Genomic DNA, 22,577 nt, shown 5'->3' with positions numbered 1-22,577 from the left:
TTGTCCGGCGTCCCAGGTCTTAAGTACGGTACCCCGGCAGCAACAGGCGCTGCATGGATGCGGGCACATTAGACCTAAGCCCTTGTATATTTTTATTCTAATTCAAACAGCGCCTCTATTTCCACCGGGATATTATCCGGCAGGGAACCCATGCCTACAGCGCTTCTTACGCCGATGCCGTTTTCATCGCCCCATACCTGTGCAAACAGTTCGCTGCAGCCATTGATCACATAAGGATGGCGTTCAAAATCGGGCGTACAATTCACCATGCCCAGTACTTTGATCACGCGTTTTACTTTGTTGAGGGAGCCCAGGCTAGTCTTGATAGTGGAAAGGATGGTGAGGCCTACCTGGCGGGCGGCGATCTTACCTTCTTCCATGTTGAAGTCTTTCCCTACGCGGCCAATGATCAGGGACTTGTCCGGCATCACCGGGCCGTGGCCGGATACATAGAGATACTTGCCATCAATGAGGAAAGGCTTGTACACACCCAGGGGCGTGGGAGCCGGTGGTAACGTATCGCCCAGGGCCTGGAATTTTTCGTCTGGTGTCATCATATCTTTTTGTTTTAAGTTTTCATTTTATCAGAACCAGATGCTAAGCAGCAGGCAGCCCAGCAGGCCTACCACAGACACGATGGTTTCCATCAGTGACCAGGTGAGGATGGTTTCCTTTACGGAGAGGTTGAAGTATTCTTTAAACAACCAGAAACCGCTATCGTTCACATGCGAGAACATCAAACTCCCTGCGCCGGTGGCCAGCACCATAAGGCTGGGATTTACCCCCGTACTGGCTACAATGGGCGCTACCAGGCCGGCGGCGGTGATGCCCGCAATGGTGGCAGAACCTATGCATACGCGGATAATGGCCGCCATCAGCCAGGCGAGGATGATGGGCGATACATGCATGCCTTCCATGCGGTGGCCAATGTACTCCGCCAGGCCGCTATCCTTAAGCAGCTGGGTGAGCATCCCTGCACCTGCCAGTACCAATACAATGCCGGCAATATCTTTCACCGCTTCATCCAGCTTGCCCATGGTGGCCTTCATTGTTACGCCCCGGCGCAGGTCCAGCAGCCATATAGCTACCAGCACGGATACGCACATTACAATATTGGCTTCGCCCATCCAGTCTGCCATTACAGACAAAGCCGTGCCGGGCTTAGCCCAGATGCGCATAACAGCGGAGGCGCACAGCAGGAGCACCGGCAGCAAAGCTACAAATACACTTACAGTCATGGAGGGCAATTCCGAATCCGGCAGTGTTTTCAATGCAAAAACCTGTGCCGGTTCTCTTTTCAGTTTGCGGAAAGTGCTGCCAAATAAAGGGCCGGCAATGATCACAGACGGAATGCCCAGCGAAAGCCCCAGCAATAATGTTGGTCCCATGGGCGCATTGAACTTGCCGATCAGCGCACTGGGCGATGGATGGGGCGGCAGGAACCCGTGTGTTACGGAAAGCGCTGCCAGCAAGGAAATACCGAGGAATACGGCCGATTGTTTAGTGCGGGCCGCTACCGCAAAGACCAGGGGCACCAGCAGTACAAAGCCTACTCCATAAAAAAGTGCAATGCCCACTACCAGGCCGGTGGTCATGAGGGCCCACTGTACGTAGCGGGCACCAAAGAGGGTCATCAGGCCATTGGAAATACGCTGTGCCGCTCCACTTTCGGCCACCAGCTTACCTATCATACTGCCCAGTACTACGATGATGAGGAGGCTTCCCATGATACCGCCTATCCCGGTGGTGATGGAAGTAGTGATCTGCTGCAGCGACATTTGCTGTGCAATGCCGATACACACGGACACGATCAGGAAAGCAATGAAAGAATTGAGCTTGGCATAAGTGACCAGGAGTACCAGTAACAAGATGCCTGCAATGACAACAATAAGCGGTAACATGAGCGTGCTTGCGATTTTTTATAACGTGTGACCGGTTTCCGCAACGGCGGGTTTCGTAAATAGCAATAGAAGGTACTTGTAAATATTGGAAAAAATGCGCGGTCTGGCAAGCACAGTGCCGGTTTATTTGGGGAATGCAGTATGTCTGTGATGGTTATTCATAGCGCAGGGCCACGATAGGACTGAGGCGGGCGGCTTTGGCGGCGGGATACACGCCGGATGCCAGGCCCACGATGGCACACAGTGCCATTCCTACAAAGATCCAGAGCCAGGGAATAATGAAGGAGGAATGCAGGAGCAGTGACACCAGGTTGCCGGCTATCATGCCCAGCATGGCGCCCAGCAAGCCTCCGCTGATGCTGATGATGATGGCTTCAAAAATGAATTGCAGGCGCACCACGCGGCTGGTGGCCCCCAGGGCTTTGCTCACCCCTATTTCACGGGTACGCTCGGCTACCGCTACCAGCATGATATTCATTAACCCGATAGCCGAGCCCACGAGGGTGATAAAACCGATCACGATGGCCACGGCGGTAATATTGCCCAGGGTGGAATACAGCATCTGGGCCAGGTCATCACTTTTATTGATCACGAAGTTGTCTGTCTCGTTGAGATTAAGATGGCGCACCTGGCGAAACAGGCCGGTGGCCTCTCCTACGGCAGCATCCATCTGTTTGATGTCGTTCACTTTAATGCTGATCTGGTAGGAAATATCGTCATGTCCAAAAACGCGGCGGGCGTTATTCACCGTGGTGATCACCACATTGTCTGCGCTGAAGGCGCTGCCATTGCCTTTAGTGGCCAGTATACCGATAACGCGGTAGCGTACATCGCCTACGCGGATGGTGTTATCGAGCACATTTTTACTGTTGCCAAAGAGTTTCTTGATCACATCCTGCCCCAGGATGGCCACATTGCGGCCGCTGCTGAGGTCCAGTGCATTAAAATTGCGGCCTTCTGACAACTCGTAATTAGACACGTCCAGGTAATTCTCATCCCCGCCGATCACGCGCACGTTTGGGTTTGTTTTTTTATCGTCTTTATACACGGTGGAGGTGCCGGCGGTGAAGGAGAGGCTCACTACGTCGGGGAAGTTGTTCCTTTCCTTAAAGGCGCGGGCTTCTGAGTAGCGGATAGGCAGGCGCTGGTTGGATTGTTTTACTTTTTTCTTTTTGTTGCCGCTTTGTACATCCCCGTTGCCCATGAAGAACATTTCGCGGTTGCGGATGGAAAAGGTGTTAGCACCCATATTGGAGAAGCTGCTGAACACACTGGCTTTCATGCTGTCTATAGCGGTGAGGATACCCACGAGGGCCATGATACCGAATGCGATGATGGCAACGGTGAGACCGGTGCGGAGACGATTGCCACGCACGGAGCGGCTGGCCATGGAGAATATATCGCGGACGCGCATAAGTGCAGAATAGGAGATTCTGCTTAAAGATAGGGAAATGGTGGGATATCTGGGACGGGGAGTTTTGGGCTGGATAAGTTGGATGCTACCCAAAACAAAACAGCCGCCCCCGTAAGGAGCGGCTGTTTCAAAAACGATAGTTACTTCCGTTTTTTACAGCCATTTTAACAGCAGATTGGGGAAGATGCCCAGCAGGATCACCAGCGCTACGGTGATCACCAGCATGGTCTTGTAAGCATTGCTGGGTGTTGCTACCTCCGGATCGCCTGCCTTGAAATACATGGCAATGATCACTTTGAAATAGTAGTACACAGAGATCGCTGCACACACAATCGCAATGATCACCAGCCAGAGCATACCACCCTGCTGTACCGCCGCAGCCAGTACAAAGTATTTTGCGAAGAAGCCTGCCGTGAGCGGGATACCGGCCAATGAAAACAGGCAGATGGTCATCCCGAAGGCCAGCAGCGGTTCTTTGCGTGCCAGGCCATTGAAGCCATCAAATGTATAATCGTTCATTTTCAATAACACGCTGAAGGCACCAATAGTAGCCAGGCTGTAAGCGGCCGCATACAGCAGGATGCCCTGTTCTGCCCTCATGTTGAACGACAGCAAGGCAAACAGCATAAAGCCTGCCTGTGCAATGCTGGAATAGGATAGCATACGCTTGACGCTCTGCTGGTATACCGCGGTGATGTTACCAATGATCAGCGTTGCAGCAGTGATCACTTCCAGCACCAGTTCCCATTGCGGGCTTACGATACCGCCCTTGAACGCGATCTGGAACAGGCGGATAAATGCAACGAAACCACCGGCTTTAACCACGGTAGCCATAAACGCGGTGAACACGGTGGGAGACCCGTCATACACGTCGGGCGTCCAGAAGTGGAAGGGCGCCGCAGATACCTTGAACGACATGGCAAACACCATCAGCAGGATGCCCACCAGCGTAAGCGGCGACAAGGCCATAGCGCCAATGCCCAGGTGCTCCAGGTCAAAGGAGCCGCTGCCGCCGTAGATCAGCACAATGCCCATGAGCAGGATGCCGGTAGAGAAAGAGCCCATCAAAAAGTATTTCAGGGACGCCTCGTTGCTCTTTAAATTATGCTTATCACTGCCCGCCAGGATGTACTGGGGAATGGACATGATCTCAATTGCCAGGAAGAGGATGAGCAGGTTACTGAAGCTGGTAGCCAGCATAATACCGGCAAGGATGAAGAATTGCAGCGCAAAATATTCCGCTACGTTCTCCCCTACTTTTTCAAACTCGCTGCCGCTCAGCAGGTAGTACACCAGGGTGCTGCCCAGGATCACTGCGTTAAAAACGGTGGTGAACAGGCTCACCGTGATCATGTGCTCATAAGCGGTGTATCCCTGTTTGTGGTGGATGATCCAGGCCACGTCAAAGAGGTTCGCTACAAAGGCCACCAGCAGCGCCGCTATGGCAAAGTATTTAATAGACTGCCTGTTCTTGACGAACAACCCAACGAACATCAGGACCAGGCCCGAGATAGCAGTAGAAAGTAATGCGTTCATATTGCTGTGTTACAAAAAAACCGAAAACGTTTGCTGGTAAAAATCCACGATAGCGTGTGCACAGATCCTGTCTTTTACCTTGAATAAGGATGAAATGCTTAGCGGCCAAAGGCTGCCAGTACCGCCTGGGAAGAGCCTTGCACCAGCTCCAGCAGCGGTTTCGGATACACACCGAGGTATACGATCAGCAGCACGATCAGCGTCAGCGAAAACGTTTCGCCGGCGGTCAGATCGGTCACATTGGAAGTCACCGCATTGCTTTCACCGAAGATCACCCGCTGTATCATGTTGAGCATGTACACGGCAGAAAGGATGATACCCAGGCCGGCTACTGCCATGAACCACACATTCACCTGGAACACGCCACTGAACATGAGGAACTCACCGATAAAACCGTTCGTCAGCGGCAGGGCCACATTGGCCAGGGCGATCACGACCAGGAAGATGGCGATCTTAGGCGCTTTGGAAGCAATGCCTCCCAGCTCTTTCATGTTCCTGATACCCAGCCGCTGCTCTATCACATCCACGATGATCCACAGCCCGATGATATTGATACCATGGTTAAACATCTGTACCATGACACCTTGCAGGCTGGTCTCATTATGCGCAAAGATCGCGGCGCTCATTAACCCGATGTGGGCAATGGAAGAATACGCGATCATTCTTTTCAGGTCACTTTGTACGATGGCAATGCAGGAGGCGTATACAATGCCGATGATAGACAGGATCATCACCAGGTCTGCCCAGCCGGCGGCGGCATGTGGCAGTACCGGGAGCAGCCAGCGCAGCACCCCGAAAAGACCCATTTTCACCATTACACCGGAAAGGATCATGGTCACCGGGGTGGGGCTCTGTTCGTAAGTATCCGGCTGCCAGGTGTGCAGCGGGAAGATCGGCATCTTGATGGCAAAGGCCACGAAGAACAGCCAGAACAACCAGTTCTGGTCGCTGGCAGAAAGACCAGCGGCACCCTTTATGAAATCCTGGTAGCCAAAAGAGCCTGCATGCAGGTAGAGGTAAATAATGCCCACCAGCATGAACAGGGAACCGATGAACGTATAAACAAAGAATTTAAATGTAACGGGAATGCGTCTTTCCCCGCCCCACATGGAGCAGAGGAAATACACGGGGATGAGGGCCAGTTCCCAGAATACGTAGAACAGCATCGCATCGGCAGCTACAAACACACCGGTGAGACCTGCCTGCGACAGCAGCATTAGCCCATAAAAGCTGGCGGAGCGCTCGTATTCCCGGGAAAAGATGCTGACAAACACCAGCACAAACGCCAGGGCGGTGAGCAGGCAAAGCATAGCAGCCATGCCATCCAGGCCTACCTCGAAATTCGCTTTCAGCTGCGGGATCCACTGCGCGCTCACATGCGTGGCGGCGGGGTTTGCCCGGAACTGGAACAGCGCCACCAGTGCTACGCCCAGCGTGGCGATGGAAGAAAGCAAAGCCAGTATTTTGGGACCGGCACCTTTGAGGCCAAATGTGATCACACCGGCAAGCAAAGGAATCAATATTAATAAAACTGTCAACATAATCTATTTCTTGCGCTTGTAACTTCCGCTTTGAGTGTTAGAATAATAAGCCGATCACCAGTAATACGATCATACCCAATACCATGGCAAATATGTAGAAGCCTACCTGGCCGTTCTGGATCACCCGCAGTTGCTGGCCTCCCCACTGTACCGTTTTGCCGATCCCATTTACCAGGCGGTCAATACCCATTTTTTCCATCACTTCGCTGAAGAACTGGCTCAGGGCCATCAGCGGGCGCACGATCACGGCGTCGTACAGTTCATCTACATACCACTTGTTTTCCAGCACCTTGGTCAGGCCGGTGCTTTCTGCACCATTATCTTGGTAGTTGCGGTACCTGCCCCATGCAAAGGCGATCATCACGATCACCAATACAGAGCTGATTACCATCAGGATGATCTCCGTGGAGTGCTCCAGTTCGTGCACGGCTGCAAAGGGAGCGCTGGGTGCAAAGATGGGTGCCAGGTATTCATGGAGCATGTTCTTACCAAATATTTCCGGCAGGCCCACATAACCGCCAAAGATGGACAGCAGGGCCAGGATCACCAGCGGAATGGTCATGGCAGCAGGGCTTTCATGTAAGTGATGTTCCTGCTCATGTGTGCCGCGGAAGCTACCAGTGAATGTAATAAAGTACAGGCGGAACATATAGAAGGCAGTCATTAGAGCGCCCAGCAGTGCCAGTACATAAATGATCTTGTTGGTAGCGAAAGCGCTGGCCAGGATCTCGTCTTTAGAGAAGAAGCCGGACAGGCCGGGAATACCTGCAATGGCCAGACAGCCCACCAGGAAAGTCCAGTTGGTAGTGGGCAGGTATTTTTTCAGCCCCCCCATTTTACGGATATCCTGCTCTCCGCCCATGGCATGGATCACGGAGCCGGAACCCAGGAAAAGCAGGGCTTTGAAGAAGGCGTGTGTCATTACGTGGAATACCGCGGTACCGTAAGCACCTACGCCCAGGGCAATAAACATATAACCCAGCTGGCTCACGGTGGAGTAAGCAAGCACCTTCTTAATATCGTTTTGTGCTATGGCAATGGAAGCTGCCAGCAGCGCGGTGGCCACGCCAATGATGGCAATGAATTGCTGCACGCTGGGGGTCAAAGTATAGATCACGTTACTGCGGGCAATCATGTAGATGCCGGCAGTTACCATCGTAGCCGCGTGGATGAGGGCAGATACCGGGGTAGGACCGGCCATCGCATCGGGCAGCCAGGTGTACAGCGGGATCTGTGCAGATTTACCCATAGCACCTATAAACAACAGCACGGCAATGATCACCAGCGTGTGGTTGCCTGCACCCAGGGTGGCCGCCTGCGGGAATACCGCTGCGTAGCTTACAGAACCAAAGTTGGCAATAATATAAAAGATGCCCAGCAGGAAGCCCAGGTCACCAATGCGGTTCATGATAAAGGCCTTGTTGGCCGCTTTGCTGTAGCTCGGGTTCTTGAACCAAAAGCCGATCAGCAGGTAAGAGCAAAGCCCCACGCCTTCCCAGCCAATGAACATCATCACATAGTTGGCGCCCAGCACCAGCAGCAGCATGGAGAAAACGAAGAGATTGAGATAAGCAAAATAACGCGCAAAGCCTTCGTTGCTTTCCTCGTGCATGTAAGCGACGGAGTAGATGTGAATGAGCGAACCTACCCCGGTAATGATGAGCAGGAACAGGGCACTCAGCTGGTCTACCTGGAAGGCAAACGGGATCTGCAGCTTACCCACGGAAATGAAGTCAAACAGGGAAACCACCTGCGGTGTAAAGCCGGGAGCCTTCACCTGCAGGAATATTCCTACGGCAATAGCAAAAGCGGCAATCACGGAGCCACTCCCCACCACACTTACACCTGCTTTGGGCAGGAATTTTCTTCCTAATCCATTTACCAGAAAACCTATGAATGGTAACAGCGGTACCAGCCAAACTAGATTGCTCATTTAGTATCTATTTGTACGACGATATTTAGATGTTAGACTGCCAAATGGTTGAATTGTTGGACCGTTCTAAAACCATCTAACAATCTTACCATCCAACAATTTAGTTTTTAAGTCTGTTCAATAAATTAATATCCACAGAATGCGTATTGCGGTACATCATAACAATGATGGCCAGGCCTACGGCTACTTCTGCGGCGGCTACCACCATGATGAAAAATACAAAGATCTGTGCAGCGCCCGCATCTGCATGCCCGGCGTCTGCCCACATTTTGGAGAAGGCCACCATCAGCAGGTTCACGGCATTCAGCATCAGCTCCACGCACATAAAAATGATGATCGCATTGCGGCGCATCAATACACCCATCACACCGATGCAGAACAGGGCCACGCTCAAAAAGATATAATACTGTACAGGCATTGTTAGATTGTTGAATTGTTAGGATCGTTGTTTACTTCTTGCCCACTACCACGGCTCCTACCATGGCGCTGAGAAACAGCACGCTGCTGATCTCAAACGGCGCTACATATTTGCTGAACAGCAGGGTGCCCAGGTTGTGGATAAGGCCTACATCCGTAGACTGGGGGGACAGGGCAGGCATGGAAGTGTCGCGGATAGCGGCTACCAGTACCACCAGCAGTGCACCACCACTGATGGCGCCTGCATATTTAAGCCAGTTGCGTTTTTGCGGCTCCCCTTCCGTATTCAGGTTCATGAGCATGATCACGAACAGGAAGAGTACCATGATGGCGCCTGCATACACGATGATGTGCACCACCGCGAGGAACTGTGCGTTCAGCAGGATGTAGTGACCTGCAATGGTAAAAAAGGTCAGGATGAGGCAAAGCACGCTGCTTACAGGGCTTTTGCTCAGTACCACACCCAGCGCCGTGATCAGGGAGATCACAGCCAATACCATGAAAAGAGTTTGTTGAATACCCATTGTTAGTTAGTGACTATTTTCCAATGCCACAGCCCTTTGCGGGCCGCAGTCTTGCGTAAACGTTATTGACCGGTTTTAGGATGCGGGATCAGCAGATCCGGTTTGCCATAAATGAAACCTTCGCGCTTGAAATTTGCCGGCGCAAATGTTTCGGTAAGGTAGATCGCATCTTTAGGGCAGGCTTCTTCACAGAAACCGCAGAAGATGCAACGCAGCATATTGATCTCATAACGCGCTGCGTATTTCTCTTCCCGGTACAGGTGTTCCTCACCTGGCTTACGTTCTGCCGCTTCCATGGTGATGGCTTCCGCCGGGCAGGCTACGGCGCACAAACCGCACGCGGTGCAGTTCTCCCGGCCTTCGCTGTCGCGGTTGAGAATATGCAACCCGCGGAATACCGGGCTGAATTCACGTTTCTGTTCCGGGTATTTCACCGTCACTTTTTTCTTGAACAGGTGGGCAAAGGTGATGATCATCCCTTTGAAGATGTTCCAAAGGTAGAGGCGCTCCACAAAAGTCATGGGCTTGCGGTCTACCAGTTTAGCCCTTTCTGTTAATGCTTGCATAATGCAGAATATTATTGTTGAAATATCGTATTAATGTCCGTGTCCCTGCCAGAGAATGAGGCCGCCGGTGATCAGCATGTTGAAAAGTGCTAGGGGGATCAGCATATTCCAGCCCAGGCGCATCAGCTGGTCATAGCGGAAGCGCGGCAGCGTCCAGCGTACCCACATAAAGAAGAACAGGAAAGCGATGATCTTGATGAACAGTGCCAGGAAACCCAGTACAGTTGTGGCATTCACAGACAGGCCCAGACTATCCATGCCGGGGAAGCTGTAACCGCCAAAGTACAGGCTTGCCATCAGCGCAGAGCTGATGAACATATTGATGTACTCTGCAAACAGGTAAAAGCCCAGCTTCATGGAAGAGTACTCCAGGTGGTAACCACCGTTCAGCTCAGAGTCTGCTTCGGTAAGGTCAAACGGGGTACGGGTACACTCCGCAAAAGAGCAGATCAGGAAGATCAGGAAGCCCAGGGGCTGGTACACAATGTTCCAGAGGCCATGGCGCTGCTGCTCCACGATGTCTTTAATGCTGAGAGAACCGGTGAGCATTACCAGGGAAATCAGGGACAGCCCCATGGCCAGCTCGTAGGAAATGATCTGGGAAGCGCCTCGCAGCGCGGCCAGCAGGGAAAATTTATTGTTAGAGCCCCAGCCGCCCAGCATTACACCATATACACCCAGGCTCACTACGGCAAAGATGTACAGCACACCAATGTTCACATCTGCCACCTGCAGGGAGATCTGGCGGCCGCCTACTTCCAGTACATCGCCCCAGGGGATCACGGCGCTGGTCATACAAGCTACCAGCATAGCCAGGGACGGGCCCAGGATGAAGAGGAAACGGTTAGAGTTTGCCGGAATGATTTCTTCCTTGAAAAACAGCTTACCACCATCCGCCAGGGGTTGCAGGATACCCAGGGGACCCGCACGGTTAGGACCATAGCGGTCCTGGATCCAGCCAGCCACTTTTCTTTCGCCCCAGGTAGAGTACATGGCCACCAGCAGGGAAAGCGCCAGCACGCCCACAATCAACAGTACCTTGTCGAGTAAATAAACTAAGTCAAAAGAGATCTGCATCATCATAGGTTGTCGCTATTGTTGGTGTTGTACGCCGTTTGTTTTAAAATCATCCGAGTGGGCCGGTCCTTCAATTTTGGACAGGTCTATCTCCGGGCGGTTTACCTCGCTCACGCTGTGGATATCCATCAGCAGCTTGGGCGCACGGCCATCCATTACTTTCACGATGGTCTCTTCCGGTTTCACGGTGCCTACGTAGTGGCCCTGTGAAATAACGGAGTGGCGGTCTATCTTACGCGGACCTTCAATCACCCAGTCACTGGCCTCTTTCTTTTCAAAGCGGCAGGTGTCGCAGATGTAGGCTTCCACTTCCCCGTACTGGTCCTTGCGGGCGGTTACGCGGAATACTTCATCACCACGCATCCAGAGCACTGTTTTGCCACAGCATTTCGGGTTCTCACAGTTGCGGTGTGCATCCATCGGTTTCAGGAACCATACACGGTTCTTAAAGCGGAAGGTCTTATCAGTGAGGGCACCTACCGGGCACACGTCAATCACGTTGCCGATAAAGTCGTTGTCCAGGTTCTTTTCAATGTAGGTGCTGATCTCCGAATGGTCACCGCGGCCCAGGATACCATGTTCCCGTTTTTCGGTGAGCTGGTCTGCGGTGAATACGCAGCGGTAGCAGAGAATGCAGCGGGTCATGTGCAGCTTGATCTTGTCGCCCAGGTCTACCTTATCAAACGTGCGGCGTTTGAACTCGTAGCGGGTGGCGCTCACGCCATGCTCATAACTGAGGTCCTGCAGGTGGCATTCACCGGCCTGGTCGCACACGGGGCAGTCCAGGGGGTGGTTGATCAGCAGGAACTCCACGATGCTCTTGCGGGCGTCCACCACTTCCGGGGAGGTGATGTTAGCCACTTCCATCCCGTCCATTACCGTGGTGCGGCAGCTGGCCACCAGCTTGGGCATAGGGCGGGGATCGGCTTCAGAGCCTTTGGTCACTTTCACCAGGCAGGTACGGCACTTACCGCCGCTGCCCTCCAGCTTGGAATAATAACACATGGCCGGCGGTACCACATCGCCCCCAATGAGGCGGGCCGCATTGAGGATGGTAGTGCCCGGAGCCACTTCCACCGTGATATTATCGATCTTTACTTTGAATAATTTTTGTTCGTCTGCCATCGGCTTAGTCTTAATATGTTTACCGTATAACCGTTCCCGTTAGTAAGCCAAAGGCCCTGCCAGCGGGATGTTCCGGCTGCTCATTTCTTTATCAGGCAGGTACTGCTGCTACAGGCAGCGGGTCTGCATAATGCGCCAGGCCAAAGTTGCGTACCTGGGCTTCTTCCGGGTGGGTAATGTGCCACTCAAATTCATCACGGAAATGACGGATGGCGGCAGCTACCGGCCAGGCAGCAGCATCGCCCAGCGGGCAGATGGTGTTACCTTCGATCTTGCGCTGGATGTCCCAGAGCAGGTCTATGTCGGACATTTTACCTTTACCGGTTTCAATATTCTTCAGCACTTTCTCCATCCAGCCGGTACCTTCACGGCAGGGGCTGCACTGGCCGCAGCTTTCATGGCGGTAAAAGCGTGCAAAGGTGAGGGTGTTCTTCACCACGCACTGATCTTCATCCAGCACAATAAAACCGCCGGAGCCCATCATGGTACCGGTGGCAAAGCCGCCATCGCTCAGGCTTTCGTAGGTCATCATGCGGGTGTCACCCTTTGCTGTTTTAAACAGCAGGTTGGCCGGCAGGATGGGTACGGAGGAACCGCCGGGGATGCAGGCCTTCAGGCGTTTGCCATTGGGAATGCCCCCGCAATATTCTTCGGAGTAAATGAATTCTTCTACGGAAATGTTCATCTCTATCTCGTATACCCCCGGCTTATTGATATTGCCGCAGGCGGAGATGAGCTTTGTACCGGTGGATTTTCCGATACCGATCTTGGCGTATTCCTCACCACCAATGTTGAGGATGGGCACTACGGCAGCCAGGGTTTCCACGTTGTTTACCACCGTGGGGCTTTGCCAGAGGCCTTTCACCGCCGGGAAGGGCGGCTTGATGCGGGGATTGCCACGCTTGCCTTCCAGTGATTCGATCAGGGCCGTTTCCTCGCCACAGATGTAAGCGCCGGCGCCGCGTTGTACATAAATTTCCAGGTCAAAACCGCTGCCCTGGATGTTCTTGCCCAGCCAGCCATTCTTTTTGGCGTCGGCAATGGCTTCTTCCAGGATCTCGGGGATCCAGGCGTATTCACCGCGGATGTAGATATAGCAGGTATTTGCACCCAGGGTGTAGCTGGAGATGATCAGCCCTTCAATGAGAATGTGTGGGATAAATTCCATCAGGTAGCGGTCCTTGAAGGTACCCGGTTCCGACTCGTCCGCATTGCACACCAGGTAGCGGGGTACGCCTTCCGGTTTGGCAATGAAGCTCCATTTCATACCGGTGGGAAAGCCCGCACCACCGCGGCCTCTGAGGCCGCTCTTTTTCACTTCGTCCAGTACCTGGTCAGGGGTCATGCCTTTCAGCGCTTTTTCCGCCGCGGCATAGCCACCATTGCCCCGGTAGGTATCGTAGTACCGGATGCCTGGTATATGCGCTTTATCTAACAGTAATTTGCGTCCCATATATTTCAAAGTAGGAAGTTGAATGATCACAGGTTATGAGGCCTGCCTTATCCGCAACTATTTGTCTATTCAATCGATATTAAAGTAAGCTTAGGCGTGCTTGGCGCGGCATTCCGCGATGATCTCATCCACTTTTGCAGGGGTGAGGTGCTCCCGGTAATGCTTGCCCAGCTGCATCATGGGGGCGTAGCCACAGGCGCCCAGGCACTCCACGGTTTTCAGCGTAAACAGGCCATCCGCCGTGGTTTCGCCCACGTTAATGCCCAGTGTCTGCCTGATGTAGGCAATGATGTCGTCTGACCCGCGCAGCATGCAGGGGCCGGTCTGGCATACTTCAAACACGTATTTACCCACGGGCGCCAGGTTGTACATGCTGTAAAAGGTGGCCACCTCGTATACTTCGATGGGCTCCAGGTGCAGCAGGGTGGCAACGTAGTCCATGGTCTCACTGCTCAGCCATCCGTCAAACGTCTCCTGCGCCAGGTGCAACACGGGCAGCAGCGCGCTTTTCTGCTTACCGTCCGGGTAGCGGGCAATGATCTCTTTTACTTTATTCAGCTTCTCTTCAGAAAATTGAACCATATTATTTCATTTAGCCGGCGGCGCCTACCGCCAGCCTGTTGCTTTGATTATTTTGATATACTACGCGTCCAGTTCACCAGCGATCAGGTTCAGGCTACTCATGCAGATCACCGCATCGGCCAGCATAGCGCCCTTGATCAGCTCAGGGTAAGCCTGGTAGTAAATGAAGCAGGGACGGCGGAAATGCAGGCGGTAAGGGCTGCGGCCACCATCACTGATCACGTAGAAACCGAGTTCCCCGTTTGCACCTTCCACTGCGTTATACAGCTCACCGGGCAGCATTTCGGTTTCCCCCATGATGATCTTAAAGTGGTAGATCAATGCTTCCATCTTGGTATATACATCGCTCTTATCCGGCAGGTAGTAAGCGGGAACGTCTGCATGGTATACATCGGCGGGCAGCTCCTGGATCTTTTCCATGGCCTGGCGGATGATGCTGAGGCTTTGCCACATTTCTTCGCCACGCACCAGGAAACGGTCGTAGCAATCGCCGGTGGTACCTACGGGAATATCAAACTTAAAGTCGCCGTAGCTGCTGTAGGGATGTGCCACGCGCACGTCGTAGTCTACCCCGGCTGCACGCAGGTTAGGACCGGTAAAGCCATAGTTCAGCGCACGTTCCGCGGTGATGGCGCCCACGCCCTGGGTTCTTTCAATGAAGATGCGGTTGCGCACCAGCAGTGTTTCAAACTCCTTCAGGGCTTTCGGGAATTCCTTGAGGAAACGTTCGATCTTTTCAAAAGCGGTATTGGTGAAGTTGCGTTCAAAACCACCTACGCGGCCAATGTTGGTCGTGAGGCGGGAGCCGCATACTTCTTCATAAATTTCATACACCAGTTCACGGAACTCCATGATGTAGAGGAAGCCGGTGAAAGCGCCGGTGTCCACCCCCACTACCCCATTACATACAATGTGGTCGGTGATGCGGGCCAGCTCCATGATCACAATGCGCAGGTACTCCACGCGCTTGGGCAGGGTAATACCCAGCAGCCTTTCCGTGGTAAGGTGCCAGCCCATATTGTTGATCGGGGAAGAGCAATAGTTCAGGCGGTCTGTGAGCGGCGCGATCTGGAAGTAAGGGCGGCGCTCAGCGATCTTTTCAAATGCCCGGTGAATATATCCCACGGTAGGCACAGCGCTCACAACGCGCTCCCCATCCATTTCCAGGATATTCTGGAACACCCCGTGCGTAGCCGGGTGCGTAGGCCCCAGGTTCAGCGTGGTGGTCTGCTTCTCCAATGATCCTTGTGGTAATGATATATGCGGATTAGACATAAAATTGTATTAGGTATTAGGTACAAGGTGTTAAGTACCTGTTTGTTGTTTACAGTGTTTTGCCATCAGCGGCAGGTGGAGCCTACCTTCCGAACATTTCGTCATCCTTGTCAATGCGGGTCTGGTCTTCCAGCGGGAATTCCTTGCGCATGGGGAAGTAATCCATCTCGTCCACATTCAGGATGCGGATGAGGTTAGGATGGCCTACAAAATCGATCCCGAAGAAATCATAGGTTTCACGTTCCATCCAGTTAGCGGATTCATATAACCTGGTAGCGGTAAAAACTTTAGGGTCGGCTACGCTGGTGAATACCTTGAAACGGAGCCGGGTGCGGGTACGCAGGTTTTGCAGGTGGTATACCACTGCCAGTTCTGCGCCTGGCTGGGCCGGATAGTGTACGCCGGTGATATCAGTGAGGAAGCGGAATTCGAGCGCTTCATCATCGTAGAGGAATTGCAGGACTTTCAGGTTCATCTCCTTCGGCGCATGGAAGGAAAGCATGCCGTAAGATTCTTCGAAGTCGGTCAGCGCCTCCCCGAATTTTTCGATCAACCGGCTTTTTACTTGCTCGTTTGTCATTAGGTATTAAATGAGCGTTTAATATTGTTGGATTGGCACCGCTACAAAAGCCAAAAGCTAATAGCAGGTGCTAATAGCTTTTTATTCAATGCCGTATGAGTTCATCAGCGCCTTGTACTGGTCGGAGTGGCGGCGGCGCAGGCTTTCCTGCCCTACCAGCTGCTGAATGCGCATAAAACCGTCCAGGATGGCTTCCGGGCGGGGCGGACAGCCGGGCACATACACGTCTACCGGTATCACCTGGTCTATGCCCTGGAGCACGGAGTAAGTATCGAAAATACCACCGCTGCTGGCACAGGCACCTACGGCAATCACCCAGCGGGGCTCCGCCATCTGCAGGTATACCTGGCGCAATACGGGGCCCATTTTTTTAGAGATCGTCCCCATCACCATCAAGAGGTCGCACTGGCGGGGGGTAAAGCCCAAACGTTCTGCACCAAAGCGGCCCAGGTCATAGTGGGCAGACATGGTGGCCATAAATTCGATCCCACAGCAGGAGGTGGCAAAAGGCAGCGGCCAGATAGAGTTAGCGCGGGCCATGCCGATCACCTTGTCAAAGGAAGTGGCAAAAAAGCCTTCACCGGAGTATCCCTCCGGCGCTTCCACCGTTTTGATCTTCGTATTATATTGAACCGGACGAGCCATATCAGTATTTTTTCCAGGTTAAGATAAAAGATAAAGGATGCAGATGCTTACGCACTAGTCTTCCCACTTCAGCGCCCCCTTGCGGATAATGTAAATAAAACCTGCCAGGAACGCTCCCACAAACATCAGCATCGCCCAAAAACCTTCCCAGCCCAGTCCCCGGAAATTCACGGCATAAGGATAGAAAAAGATCACTTCCACATCAAAGAGCACGAAAAGGATGGCAGTCAGGAAGTACTTGATGGCCACAGGCTGGCGGGCATTGCCCTTCTGCTCGATACCGCTCTCAAAGTTGATGAGCTTATCGGAGGTTTTTCTCTTGGGCCCCAGGAAGTGGGTGGCCAACATGGTCAGTGCTACAAAACCCACTGCAGCGCCGAGCTGCAGAACGATGGGAAAATAGCTGAAAGGAGTGTTCGTAGCGGCTAAAAGTGCTGAACTCAAAAACATAAGCTTCCCTTAAAATTGTTCTGTCTAATTCGCAAAAGTAGTTCAACTGATTGCAAAATACAAATCCACCACGGGGTAAAATATTAACTTTTTTACCCATCAGAAACCCGGAACCCCGCGCCCGGCGGCCCGGTTTCTGCCCATTTTGCCAGGGGGCTGTAAAAAAAGGGCCGGAATCTACAAAACCGGGACCCGGCGGGCGCCCCGGCCGGAAAATCCTGCCGGAAAGTGCCCGGAATAAAAAAAGGCTGTCCCGAAGTAACGAGACAGCCCCTTGAATGACGGTGTTACCGTTTTCATTATTTGTGCGGTTTTGCAGCCGGTTTGTTGGCAGCAGCCTTGGATCTTTCTACAGATTCAATGTTGTCCTGGATCTGTTTCACCGTGGCATTGCCCGGATCGATAGACAGTACCTTGTCTTCATACATCTTCAGGTTGTCCTTGTCTTCCTTGTTGTAGTAGTAGATCATCAGGTACTGGTAAGGATACATTTTGTCTTTTGCCTTGGTCTTTTCTTCACCACCGATCTCTGCCCAGTGTTTGAAGATCTCTACCGCCTTACCTTCCTTGGCTTCAGGGTCCTGTGCCATGTTAGCACGGCCCTTCCAGTATGTACCGAGGATCTCCTGCTGGGGATACTTAGCGATGAACTGGGAGAAGGTAGAATCGGCAGCTACATACTGCTGGGAGTACATTTCCATGGTGCCTTTCCAGAAGAAGTCCTGGATCTTGCTGGGGTTCTGCTCGTCGGAGAAGTCGCTTACCAGCTTGCCGTACCATTCAGCGGATTTTTTGTAATCACGCATGTTCTTGAATGCTTCTGCTACAGAACGGTAGCGTTCAGCATCCTTGGTGGTATCAGAGAGGGCGTATTTTTCTTCGTATACAGAGGCCAGGGAGTCAATCTTGGCGTTATCGGCGGAATCAACCCCTTTTACTTTAGCATAGATAGCAGCCAGCAGTTTGAAGTCATTGGGTTCCAGTTTGGAATCACCTCCTACAGACTGTACATACTGGTCCATGGTTTTGCGGGCGGTAGCGGAATCACCTTTCTGCAGGTAGGCGTCCCCCATCAGGCGGGTAAGTTTGCCTTTGTAAGCAGGGTTGGCGTTGGCCAGGCCAGCCTGGGCAGTGGAGATAGCCTGGTCGTAGTTCTTCTGGTAGAAGGCAATAGCGGCCTGGTTGTAAGTAGATTCATTTTTATCAGCGGGATCTGCCACTGCAATATAGGATTGCAGGTATTTTGCAGCATTTTCCCAGGAGAGCTGGTCTTTCTTCGGGGTTACGTAGAACTGGAACAGCTGGTAGAATGCGGGACCATATTTCGGATCCATGTTGGTGGCTTTGGCCCAGTCAGACACCGCTTGTTCTTTCAGGCGGGCGTTGTAGTTCAGCATACCTTCCTTGGTTACCGCTTCTGCATTGTTGGGGTCCAGTTCCAGGGCCTTGTCATATGCAGTGAGGGCCTTACCACCATTCTCACCACCGAGTGCACGGTAAGCGTCACCCAGTTCAATATAGTCAGCCGCGGTGGGCGTAACCATTTCTTTCTTCTTGCGGCCGTCTTCGTTGTTCAGCAGCTTTTCCATTACGGAAGCAGCATAACCGCGGTCGCCACCCTTGATCTCGGAGTTGGCGTCTGCAATGGCGCGGGCTACGTCGGGGTTCAGGCCACGGGTAGCGGCGTTGGCGGCTTCAAATTTTTGCTTGGCAGCATCCACGTTACCGTTCAGCAGGTCTATGCGACCCAGGCCGGCGGTAAGCAGCGGAGAGTTAGGCACGGCGGCCAGGCCTTTCTGGAAGGTGGCAGCGGCGCCGGCGTTGTCGCCGAGGCCCAGTTGGGCAATCCCTTGATAGTAATAGGCTCTTTCTTCCGTGGGCTTAGCTGCAATTACTTTTTGAAAATCCTGGTTGGCAGAGGAATATTTCTGGTAGTACAGGTCTTTCAGGCCGTCTTCTACAGTTTGCGCTTTCACACTGCCTGCTGCGAGCAGCATGGCGGAGGCGGCGATTAAAATGTTCCGTTTGTTCATGAGCAATCCGGGTTTTAGTATTTAGTTGTGTTAGTTTTTTACTGTGTGTGTACGTTGCCGGTAAATGGTTATTTCAGGTTTACGGTCTTAAATAAAATGTTCATACGCGCAGGAAAAAGTTTAAAACGTCCGATCAGCAGCTGGCCTTCCTGGCTGCCGAGGAAGGTGGCAAATCCCGTGCCTAAGCCCTGGTGGGGCTCTTTCAGGTTATACCACAGGCTGCGCTTCAGTGGATAAGCACCGGTTCCGATGTAATACTGGTAAGGTTGCACATATTCAGTATAGCCGTCTGCACGGAGTTTCACTACGTTAACCCGGTTGGTGAAGTCAATGGAAGTGGAATCCGCAGTATCGGAGATCCAGCTTACACCGATCAACCCCATCGCCTTCTTGTTCTTCACAACGTAGTCTATCACCTCCGGGTTGGTTTTAGCGGCCATGGTGCCCGCGGGCAGTGGCTTGCCCTGGTTGATAGAGTCGCGAATATAACGAACGGTGCTGGATTTTTCATTATCAAATACCAGTTGCCAGCTGGAATCCTTACCACTCATGATGTCGTGCAGCTGGTCCATATTAAAGATGGAATCCTTTGCCTGCTTGTTCACCACCAGTGCCACTGCGTCCCAGGCCAGGCGCAAGCCGCTGGGCACAATGTGATCCTTTTGGTCTTTAATGAACTGTGTTTCTTTCTCGCTGAGCTCCCGCGTCACAATGATCATGCGGGTACTGTCGGCCAGCAGGTCTGCAAAACAATCCTGTTCCGGCTTGTAGTCCGCAATGATGTGTGCTTTAGGATATAATGATTCGAAAACCCTGATCTCTGAATCTATCAGTGGCTTATAGGTTTCGTCCACAGATATATGGATAGTACCCGAGGTTTCCGTGTCTGTAAAAGTGGAAGTGGGCCCGGAGTGACAGGCCGCAATAGAGGTCGTTAAACCCAGGGCCAGCGCAACGTGCTTGAACTGTTGTTTCATAAATGCTCGCATTAACGTGTATCGACTTGTTGCTATTTTCTTGTCATTTTCCATACGCCGGAACCTAAGCGGAAAGCACCATAGGCAATGGCCAGATAACCCATGATGGTTTGCACCAGCGGGCTGGCTTTAAGGCCCAGGCCCAGTTTATCTGAAAATAAAATGAACAATCCGACAAACACAAAAAGCAGGCCCCTGACGATCTGACCCAATCCCCTGTAATTGGTACCACGCTGCTGATGCTCCTCTTCCAGATTTTTACGCACTGTTTGATCCTGTTGCATATGTTAGCGAATTACAATTATACAAAAAAATGTTTTCCAATACGCGGAAACTATTATTAAAGACTTGTTAAAGAAACTGCCCTGCGGACACAGGTTCTATTAAAATAAACCTGTAAAACCGCTCGATTGTTTAATGGTTAAATTCCCGCTAAATGGGCCTTTTACCCCTATTATTCTACAGATGCCGGTGCACGTGATTTCCACAAAGGCTGGCAAGATAAGGTAAAATTCTTGTAGGTTTGCGGCGGGAAAAAATTTGTTTCCCGGCCCGTGGCGGCCATTTTGCAGGTCATTTAGCGCCGGCAGAACTGCCATTTGGACCAAATCCTGATCACCATGATAAAGATACTGATGGTCTGCCTGGGCAATATCTGCCGCTCTCCCCTGGCAGAAGGCATTATGCGCGACCTGGCCGCCCGGGCCAGCCTGCCCTGGGAAATAGACAGCGCCGGCACCGGCAACTGGCATGTGGGCGATCCGCCTGATCCCCGCTCCATCCGCGTGGCCAGCCAGCACGGCATTGACATTTCCGGCCTGCGTGGCCGGCAGTTCAGCGTGCACGACTTTGACCGGTTTGACCGTATCTACGCCATGGACCTGGATAATTACCGCGATATCCTCCGGAAGGCCCGCACCCTGCAGGACGAGGCCAAGGTACAGCTGCTGCTGGACAACCAGCAGCCCGTGCCCGATCCCTGGTATGATGACGCCCTCTTTGCACCGGTGTATGAGCTGATCTACAACGCCTGCGAAAAAATAGTACAGAAAGCATAAACATCCGATCACGCAAACACGACGAACCCAATAACAATGGCCAAGATTAAACCTTCACTTCCGCAAGGCACCCGCGACTTTGGGCCCGCTGTGATGCGGAAGCGCAACTACATCATGCAGACCATCCGCGAAGCCTTCCAGCTCTTTGGCTTTCAGCCCCTGGAAACCCCCGCGATGGAACAACTGGACACCCTCACCGGCAAGTACGGTGATGAGGGCGACCAGCTGATGTTCAAGATCCTCAACAACGGTGAATCCCTCAATAAAGCCGCCGCTCCCCTGGCTGCCAGCATCCAGGAGAACATACCGCTGGTGCGCAGTGTGCGCCTCTTCGCAGAAAAGGCGCTGCGCTACGACCTCACCATTCCCTTTGCCCGCTTCGTGTCTATGAACCAGCACGAACTGGCCATGCCCTTTAAGCGCTACCAGATGCAGCCCGTATGGCGGGCAGACCGCCCCCAGAAAGGCCGCTACCGCGAGTTTTACCAGTGCGATGCCGATGTGGTAGGCAGCGATTCCCTGCTGAACGAAATAGAGCTGCTGCTCATCTACGATACTGTATTCAATAAACTGGGCCTGCAAGGCTATGAGTTGCGCGTGAACAACCGCAAGATCCTCAGCGGCCTGGCAGAACTGACCGGCCGCCCGGACCTGCTCACAGACATTACCGTGGCCATTGACAAGCTGGATAAAATAGGCATGGACAAGGTGAAAGAAGAACTGCAGCAGCGGGGCCTGGGTGAAAAAGAGATCAGTGTTATTGAAAATTTCCTGCTGATCAGTGGCAGCAACGATGAAAAGCTAACCCGCCTTTCCGAACTGCTGGCTACCTCCCCCACCGGCATGAAAGGCATTGAAGAGATCAGCTTTGTGCTGAACTCCGGCCTGGCCCAATTCAAGGCCACACCCATCCTGGACGTAACCCTGGCCCGTGGCCTCAATTACTACACCGGCATGATCGTGGAAGTAAAAGCCCCGGCTACCGTGTCTATCGGTAGTATAGGCGGTGGCGGCCGTTATGATGATCTTACCGGCCTGTTTGGCCTGCCCGGCATTTCCGGCGTGGGCATTTCCTTTGGGGTAGACCGCATTTATGATGTGCTGGAACAACTGGAGCTCTTCCCGGAGGCGGCCCAGCAATCCACCAAAGTGATGTTCCTGAACCTGGGTGATGCCAGCGTAAAGGTGGCCTTCCCGCTGGTGATGCAGCTGCGCGGTAAAGGCATTGCCGCGGAGCTGTACCATGAGGCCGCCAAGATGGACAAACAGATGAAATACGCGGACAGGCGCGCTATCCCTTATATCGTGATCCTGGGTGAAAGTGAGCTGGCGGAAAATAAGATGAGCATCAAGCACCTGACGAACCGGGAGCAAAAGACCATCACTATTGCGGAACTGGATGGGTTCTTGTTTGAATAGATTAATAGTACTTTGATAGAATGTAAGCCTGGCGTGCGTTTGCGGCCAGGCTTATTTTTTTGCAAATAAAG

22 protein-coding genes are annotated in these 22,577 nt (G+C 52.7%); 2 read left to right on the top strand and 20 right to left on the bottom strand.

Translation table 11 applies throughout. The annotated features are described in order from the left end of the window. Positions 1-92: 92 nt before the first annotated feature. The 20 genes from DCC81_RS06915 to DCC81_RS06820 form a co-directional block, all read right to left on the bottom strand. Positions 93-557 (bottom strand): RidA family protein, encoded by a 465-nt coding sequence (locus tag DCC81_RS06915; protein WP_240612918.1) that lies wholly within the window; start codon positions 555-557, stop codon positions 93-95. A 27-nt stretch (positions 558-584) separates the two neighbouring features. Continuing rightward, positions 585-1,901 carry a gluconate:H+ symporter gene (locus DCC81_RS06910; RefSeq protein WP_108685826.1) on the bottom strand — a complete coding sequence of 439 codons (1,317 nt, stop codon included), beginning with the start codon at positions 1,899-1,901 and terminating at the stop codon, positions 585-587. 154 nt (positions 1,902-2,055) lie between these two features. Further along, positions 2,056-3,315 carry an ABC transporter permease gene (locus DCC81_RS06905; RefSeq protein WP_108685825.1) on the bottom strand — a complete coding sequence of 420 codons (1,260 nt, stop codon included), beginning with the start codon at positions 3,313-3,315 and terminating at the stop codon, positions 2,056-2,058. Between the two features lie 153 nt (positions 3,316-3,468). Beyond that, positions 3,469-4,851: an NADH-quinone oxidoreductase subunit N gene (locus tag DCC81_RS06900; protein ID WP_108685824.1), complete on the bottom strand. Its 1,383-nt coding sequence runs from the start codon at positions 4,849-4,851 to the stop codon at positions 3,469-3,471. Positions 4,852-4,949: 98 nt separating this feature from the next. After that, the gene (locus DCC81_RS06895) at positions 4,950-6,392 is read right to left on the bottom strand and encodes a complex I subunit 4 family protein (RefSeq protein ID WP_108685823.1); all 1,443 of its coding nucleotides are present in this window, start codon (positions 6,390-6,392) and stop codon (positions 4,950-4,952) included. 37 nt (positions 6,393-6,429) lie between these two features. Continuing rightward, the gene (gene nuoL / locus DCC81_RS06890; RefSeq protein ID WP_108685822.1) at positions 6,430-8,325 is read right to left on the bottom strand and encodes an NADH-quinone oxidoreductase subunit L; all 1,896 of its coding nucleotides are present in this window, start codon (positions 8,323-8,325) and stop codon (positions 6,430-6,432) included. A gap of 100 nt (positions 8,326-8,425) precedes the next feature. Beyond that, on the bottom strand, positions 8,426-8,743 hold the full coding sequence (nuoK, locus tag DCC81_RS06885) for an NADH-quinone oxidoreductase subunit NuoK (protein ID WP_108685821.1): 318 nt from the start codon (positions 8,741-8,743) through the stop codon (positions 8,426-8,428). 31 nt (positions 8,744-8,774) lie between these two features. Further along, the gene (locus DCC81_RS06880; RefSeq protein WP_108685820.1) at positions 8,775-9,266 is read right to left on the bottom strand and encodes an NADH-quinone oxidoreductase subunit J family protein; all 492 of its coding nucleotides are present in this window, start codon (positions 9,264-9,266) and stop codon (positions 8,775-8,777) included. A gap of 62 nt (positions 9,267-9,328) precedes the next feature. Continuing rightward, on the bottom strand, positions 9,329-9,832 hold the full coding sequence (gene nuoI, locus DCC81_RS06875) for an NADH-quinone oxidoreductase subunit NuoI (RefSeq protein WP_108685819.1): 504 nt from the start codon (positions 9,830-9,832) through the stop codon (positions 9,329-9,331). Positions 9,833-9,862: 30 nt separating this feature from the next. Further along, positions 9,863-10,915: an NADH-quinone oxidoreductase subunit NuoH gene (gene nuoH, locus DCC81_RS06870; protein WP_317047834.1), complete on the bottom strand. Its 1,053-nt coding sequence runs from the start codon at positions 10,913-10,915 to the stop codon at positions 9,863-9,865. Positions 10,916-10,924: 9 nt separating this feature from the next. Continuing rightward, positions 10,925-12,034 carry a 2Fe-2S iron-sulfur cluster-binding protein gene (locus DCC81_RS06865; protein ID WP_108685818.1) on the bottom strand — a complete coding sequence of 370 codons (1,110 nt, stop codon included), beginning with the start codon at positions 12,032-12,034 and terminating at the stop codon, positions 10,925-10,927. Between the two features lie 91 nt (positions 12,035-12,125). Further along, positions 12,126-13,487, bottom strand: a complete 1,362-nt coding sequence (gene nuoF / locus DCC81_RS06860) for an NADH-quinone oxidoreductase subunit NuoF (protein ID WP_108685817.1) — start codon at positions 13,485-13,487, stop codon at positions 12,126-12,128. Positions 13,488-13,577: 90 nt separating this feature from the next. Then, complete coding sequence (locus DCC81_RS06855; protein ID WP_108685816.1) at positions 13,578-14,069, bottom strand: NADH-quinone oxidoreductase subunit NuoE family protein; 492 nt, start codon at positions 14,067-14,069, stop codon at positions 13,578-13,580. Positions 14,070-14,129: 60 nt separating this feature from the next. Beyond that, positions 14,130-15,344, bottom strand: coding sequence for an NADH-quinone oxidoreductase subunit D (locus DCC81_RS06850; RefSeq protein ID WP_108685815.1), 1,215 nt, complete (start codon positions 15,342-15,344; stop codon positions 14,130-14,132). Between the two features lie 82 nt (positions 15,345-15,426). Next, positions 15,427-15,924 carry an NADH-quinone oxidoreductase subunit C gene (locus DCC81_RS06845; RefSeq protein ID WP_108685814.1) on the bottom strand — a complete coding sequence of 166 codons (498 nt, stop codon included), beginning with the start codon at positions 15,922-15,924 and terminating at the stop codon, positions 15,427-15,429. 81 nt (positions 15,925-16,005) lie between these two features. After that, positions 16,006-16,569, bottom strand: a complete 564-nt coding sequence (locus DCC81_RS06840) for an NADH-quinone oxidoreductase subunit B (protein WP_108685813.1) — start codon at positions 16,567-16,569, stop codon at positions 16,006-16,008. A 54-nt stretch (positions 16,570-16,623) separates the two neighbouring features. Next, on the bottom strand, positions 16,624-17,013 hold the full coding sequence (locus DCC81_RS06835; RefSeq protein WP_394337117.1) for an NADH-quinone oxidoreductase subunit A: 390 nt from the start codon (positions 17,011-17,013) through the stop codon (positions 16,624-16,626). Positions 17,014-17,318: 305 nt separating this feature from the next. Beyond that, positions 17,319-19,052: a tetratricopeptide repeat protein gene (locus tag DCC81_RS06830; protein WP_133177579.1), complete on the bottom strand. Its 1,734-nt coding sequence runs from the start codon at positions 19,050-19,052 to the stop codon at positions 17,319-17,321. Between the two features lie 68 nt (positions 19,053-19,120). Then, positions 19,121-20,029, bottom strand: coding sequence for a substrate-binding domain-containing protein (locus DCC81_RS06825; RefSeq protein WP_165806463.1), 909 nt, complete (start codon positions 20,027-20,029; stop codon positions 19,121-19,123). Between the two features lie 32 nt (positions 20,030-20,061). Further along, complete coding sequence (locus tag DCC81_RS06820) at positions 20,062-20,313, bottom strand: hypothetical protein (protein WP_108685809.1); 252 nt, start codon at positions 20,311-20,313, stop codon at positions 20,062-20,064. Positions 20,314-20,649: 336 nt separating this feature from the next. Here DCC81_RS06820 and DCC81_RS06810 point away from each other — a divergent pair, with 336 nt between their 5' ends. Further along, positions 20,650-21,087 (top strand): low molecular weight protein-tyrosine-phosphatase, encoded by a 438-nt coding sequence (locus tag DCC81_RS06810; protein WP_240612917.1) that lies wholly within the window; start codon positions 20,650-20,652, stop codon positions 21,085-21,087. Between the two features lie 36 nt (positions 21,088-21,123). After that, positions 21,124-22,506 (top strand): histidine--tRNA ligase, encoded by a 1,383-nt coding sequence (gene hisS, locus DCC81_RS06805; protein ID WP_108685807.1) that lies wholly within the window; start codon positions 21,124-21,126, stop codon positions 22,504-22,506. The last annotated feature ends 71 nt before the right edge of the window (positions 22,507-22,577 follow it).

The sequence above is a fragment of the Chitinophaga parva genome (assembly GCF_003071345.1).
Lineage (GTDB): Bacteria > Bacteroidota > Bacteroidia > Chitinophagales > Chitinophagaceae > Chitinophaga > Chitinophaga parva.
The sequence above is the reverse complement of the archived record's forward strand: the minus strand, read 5'-3'. Positions and strand labels throughout refer to the sequence as shown.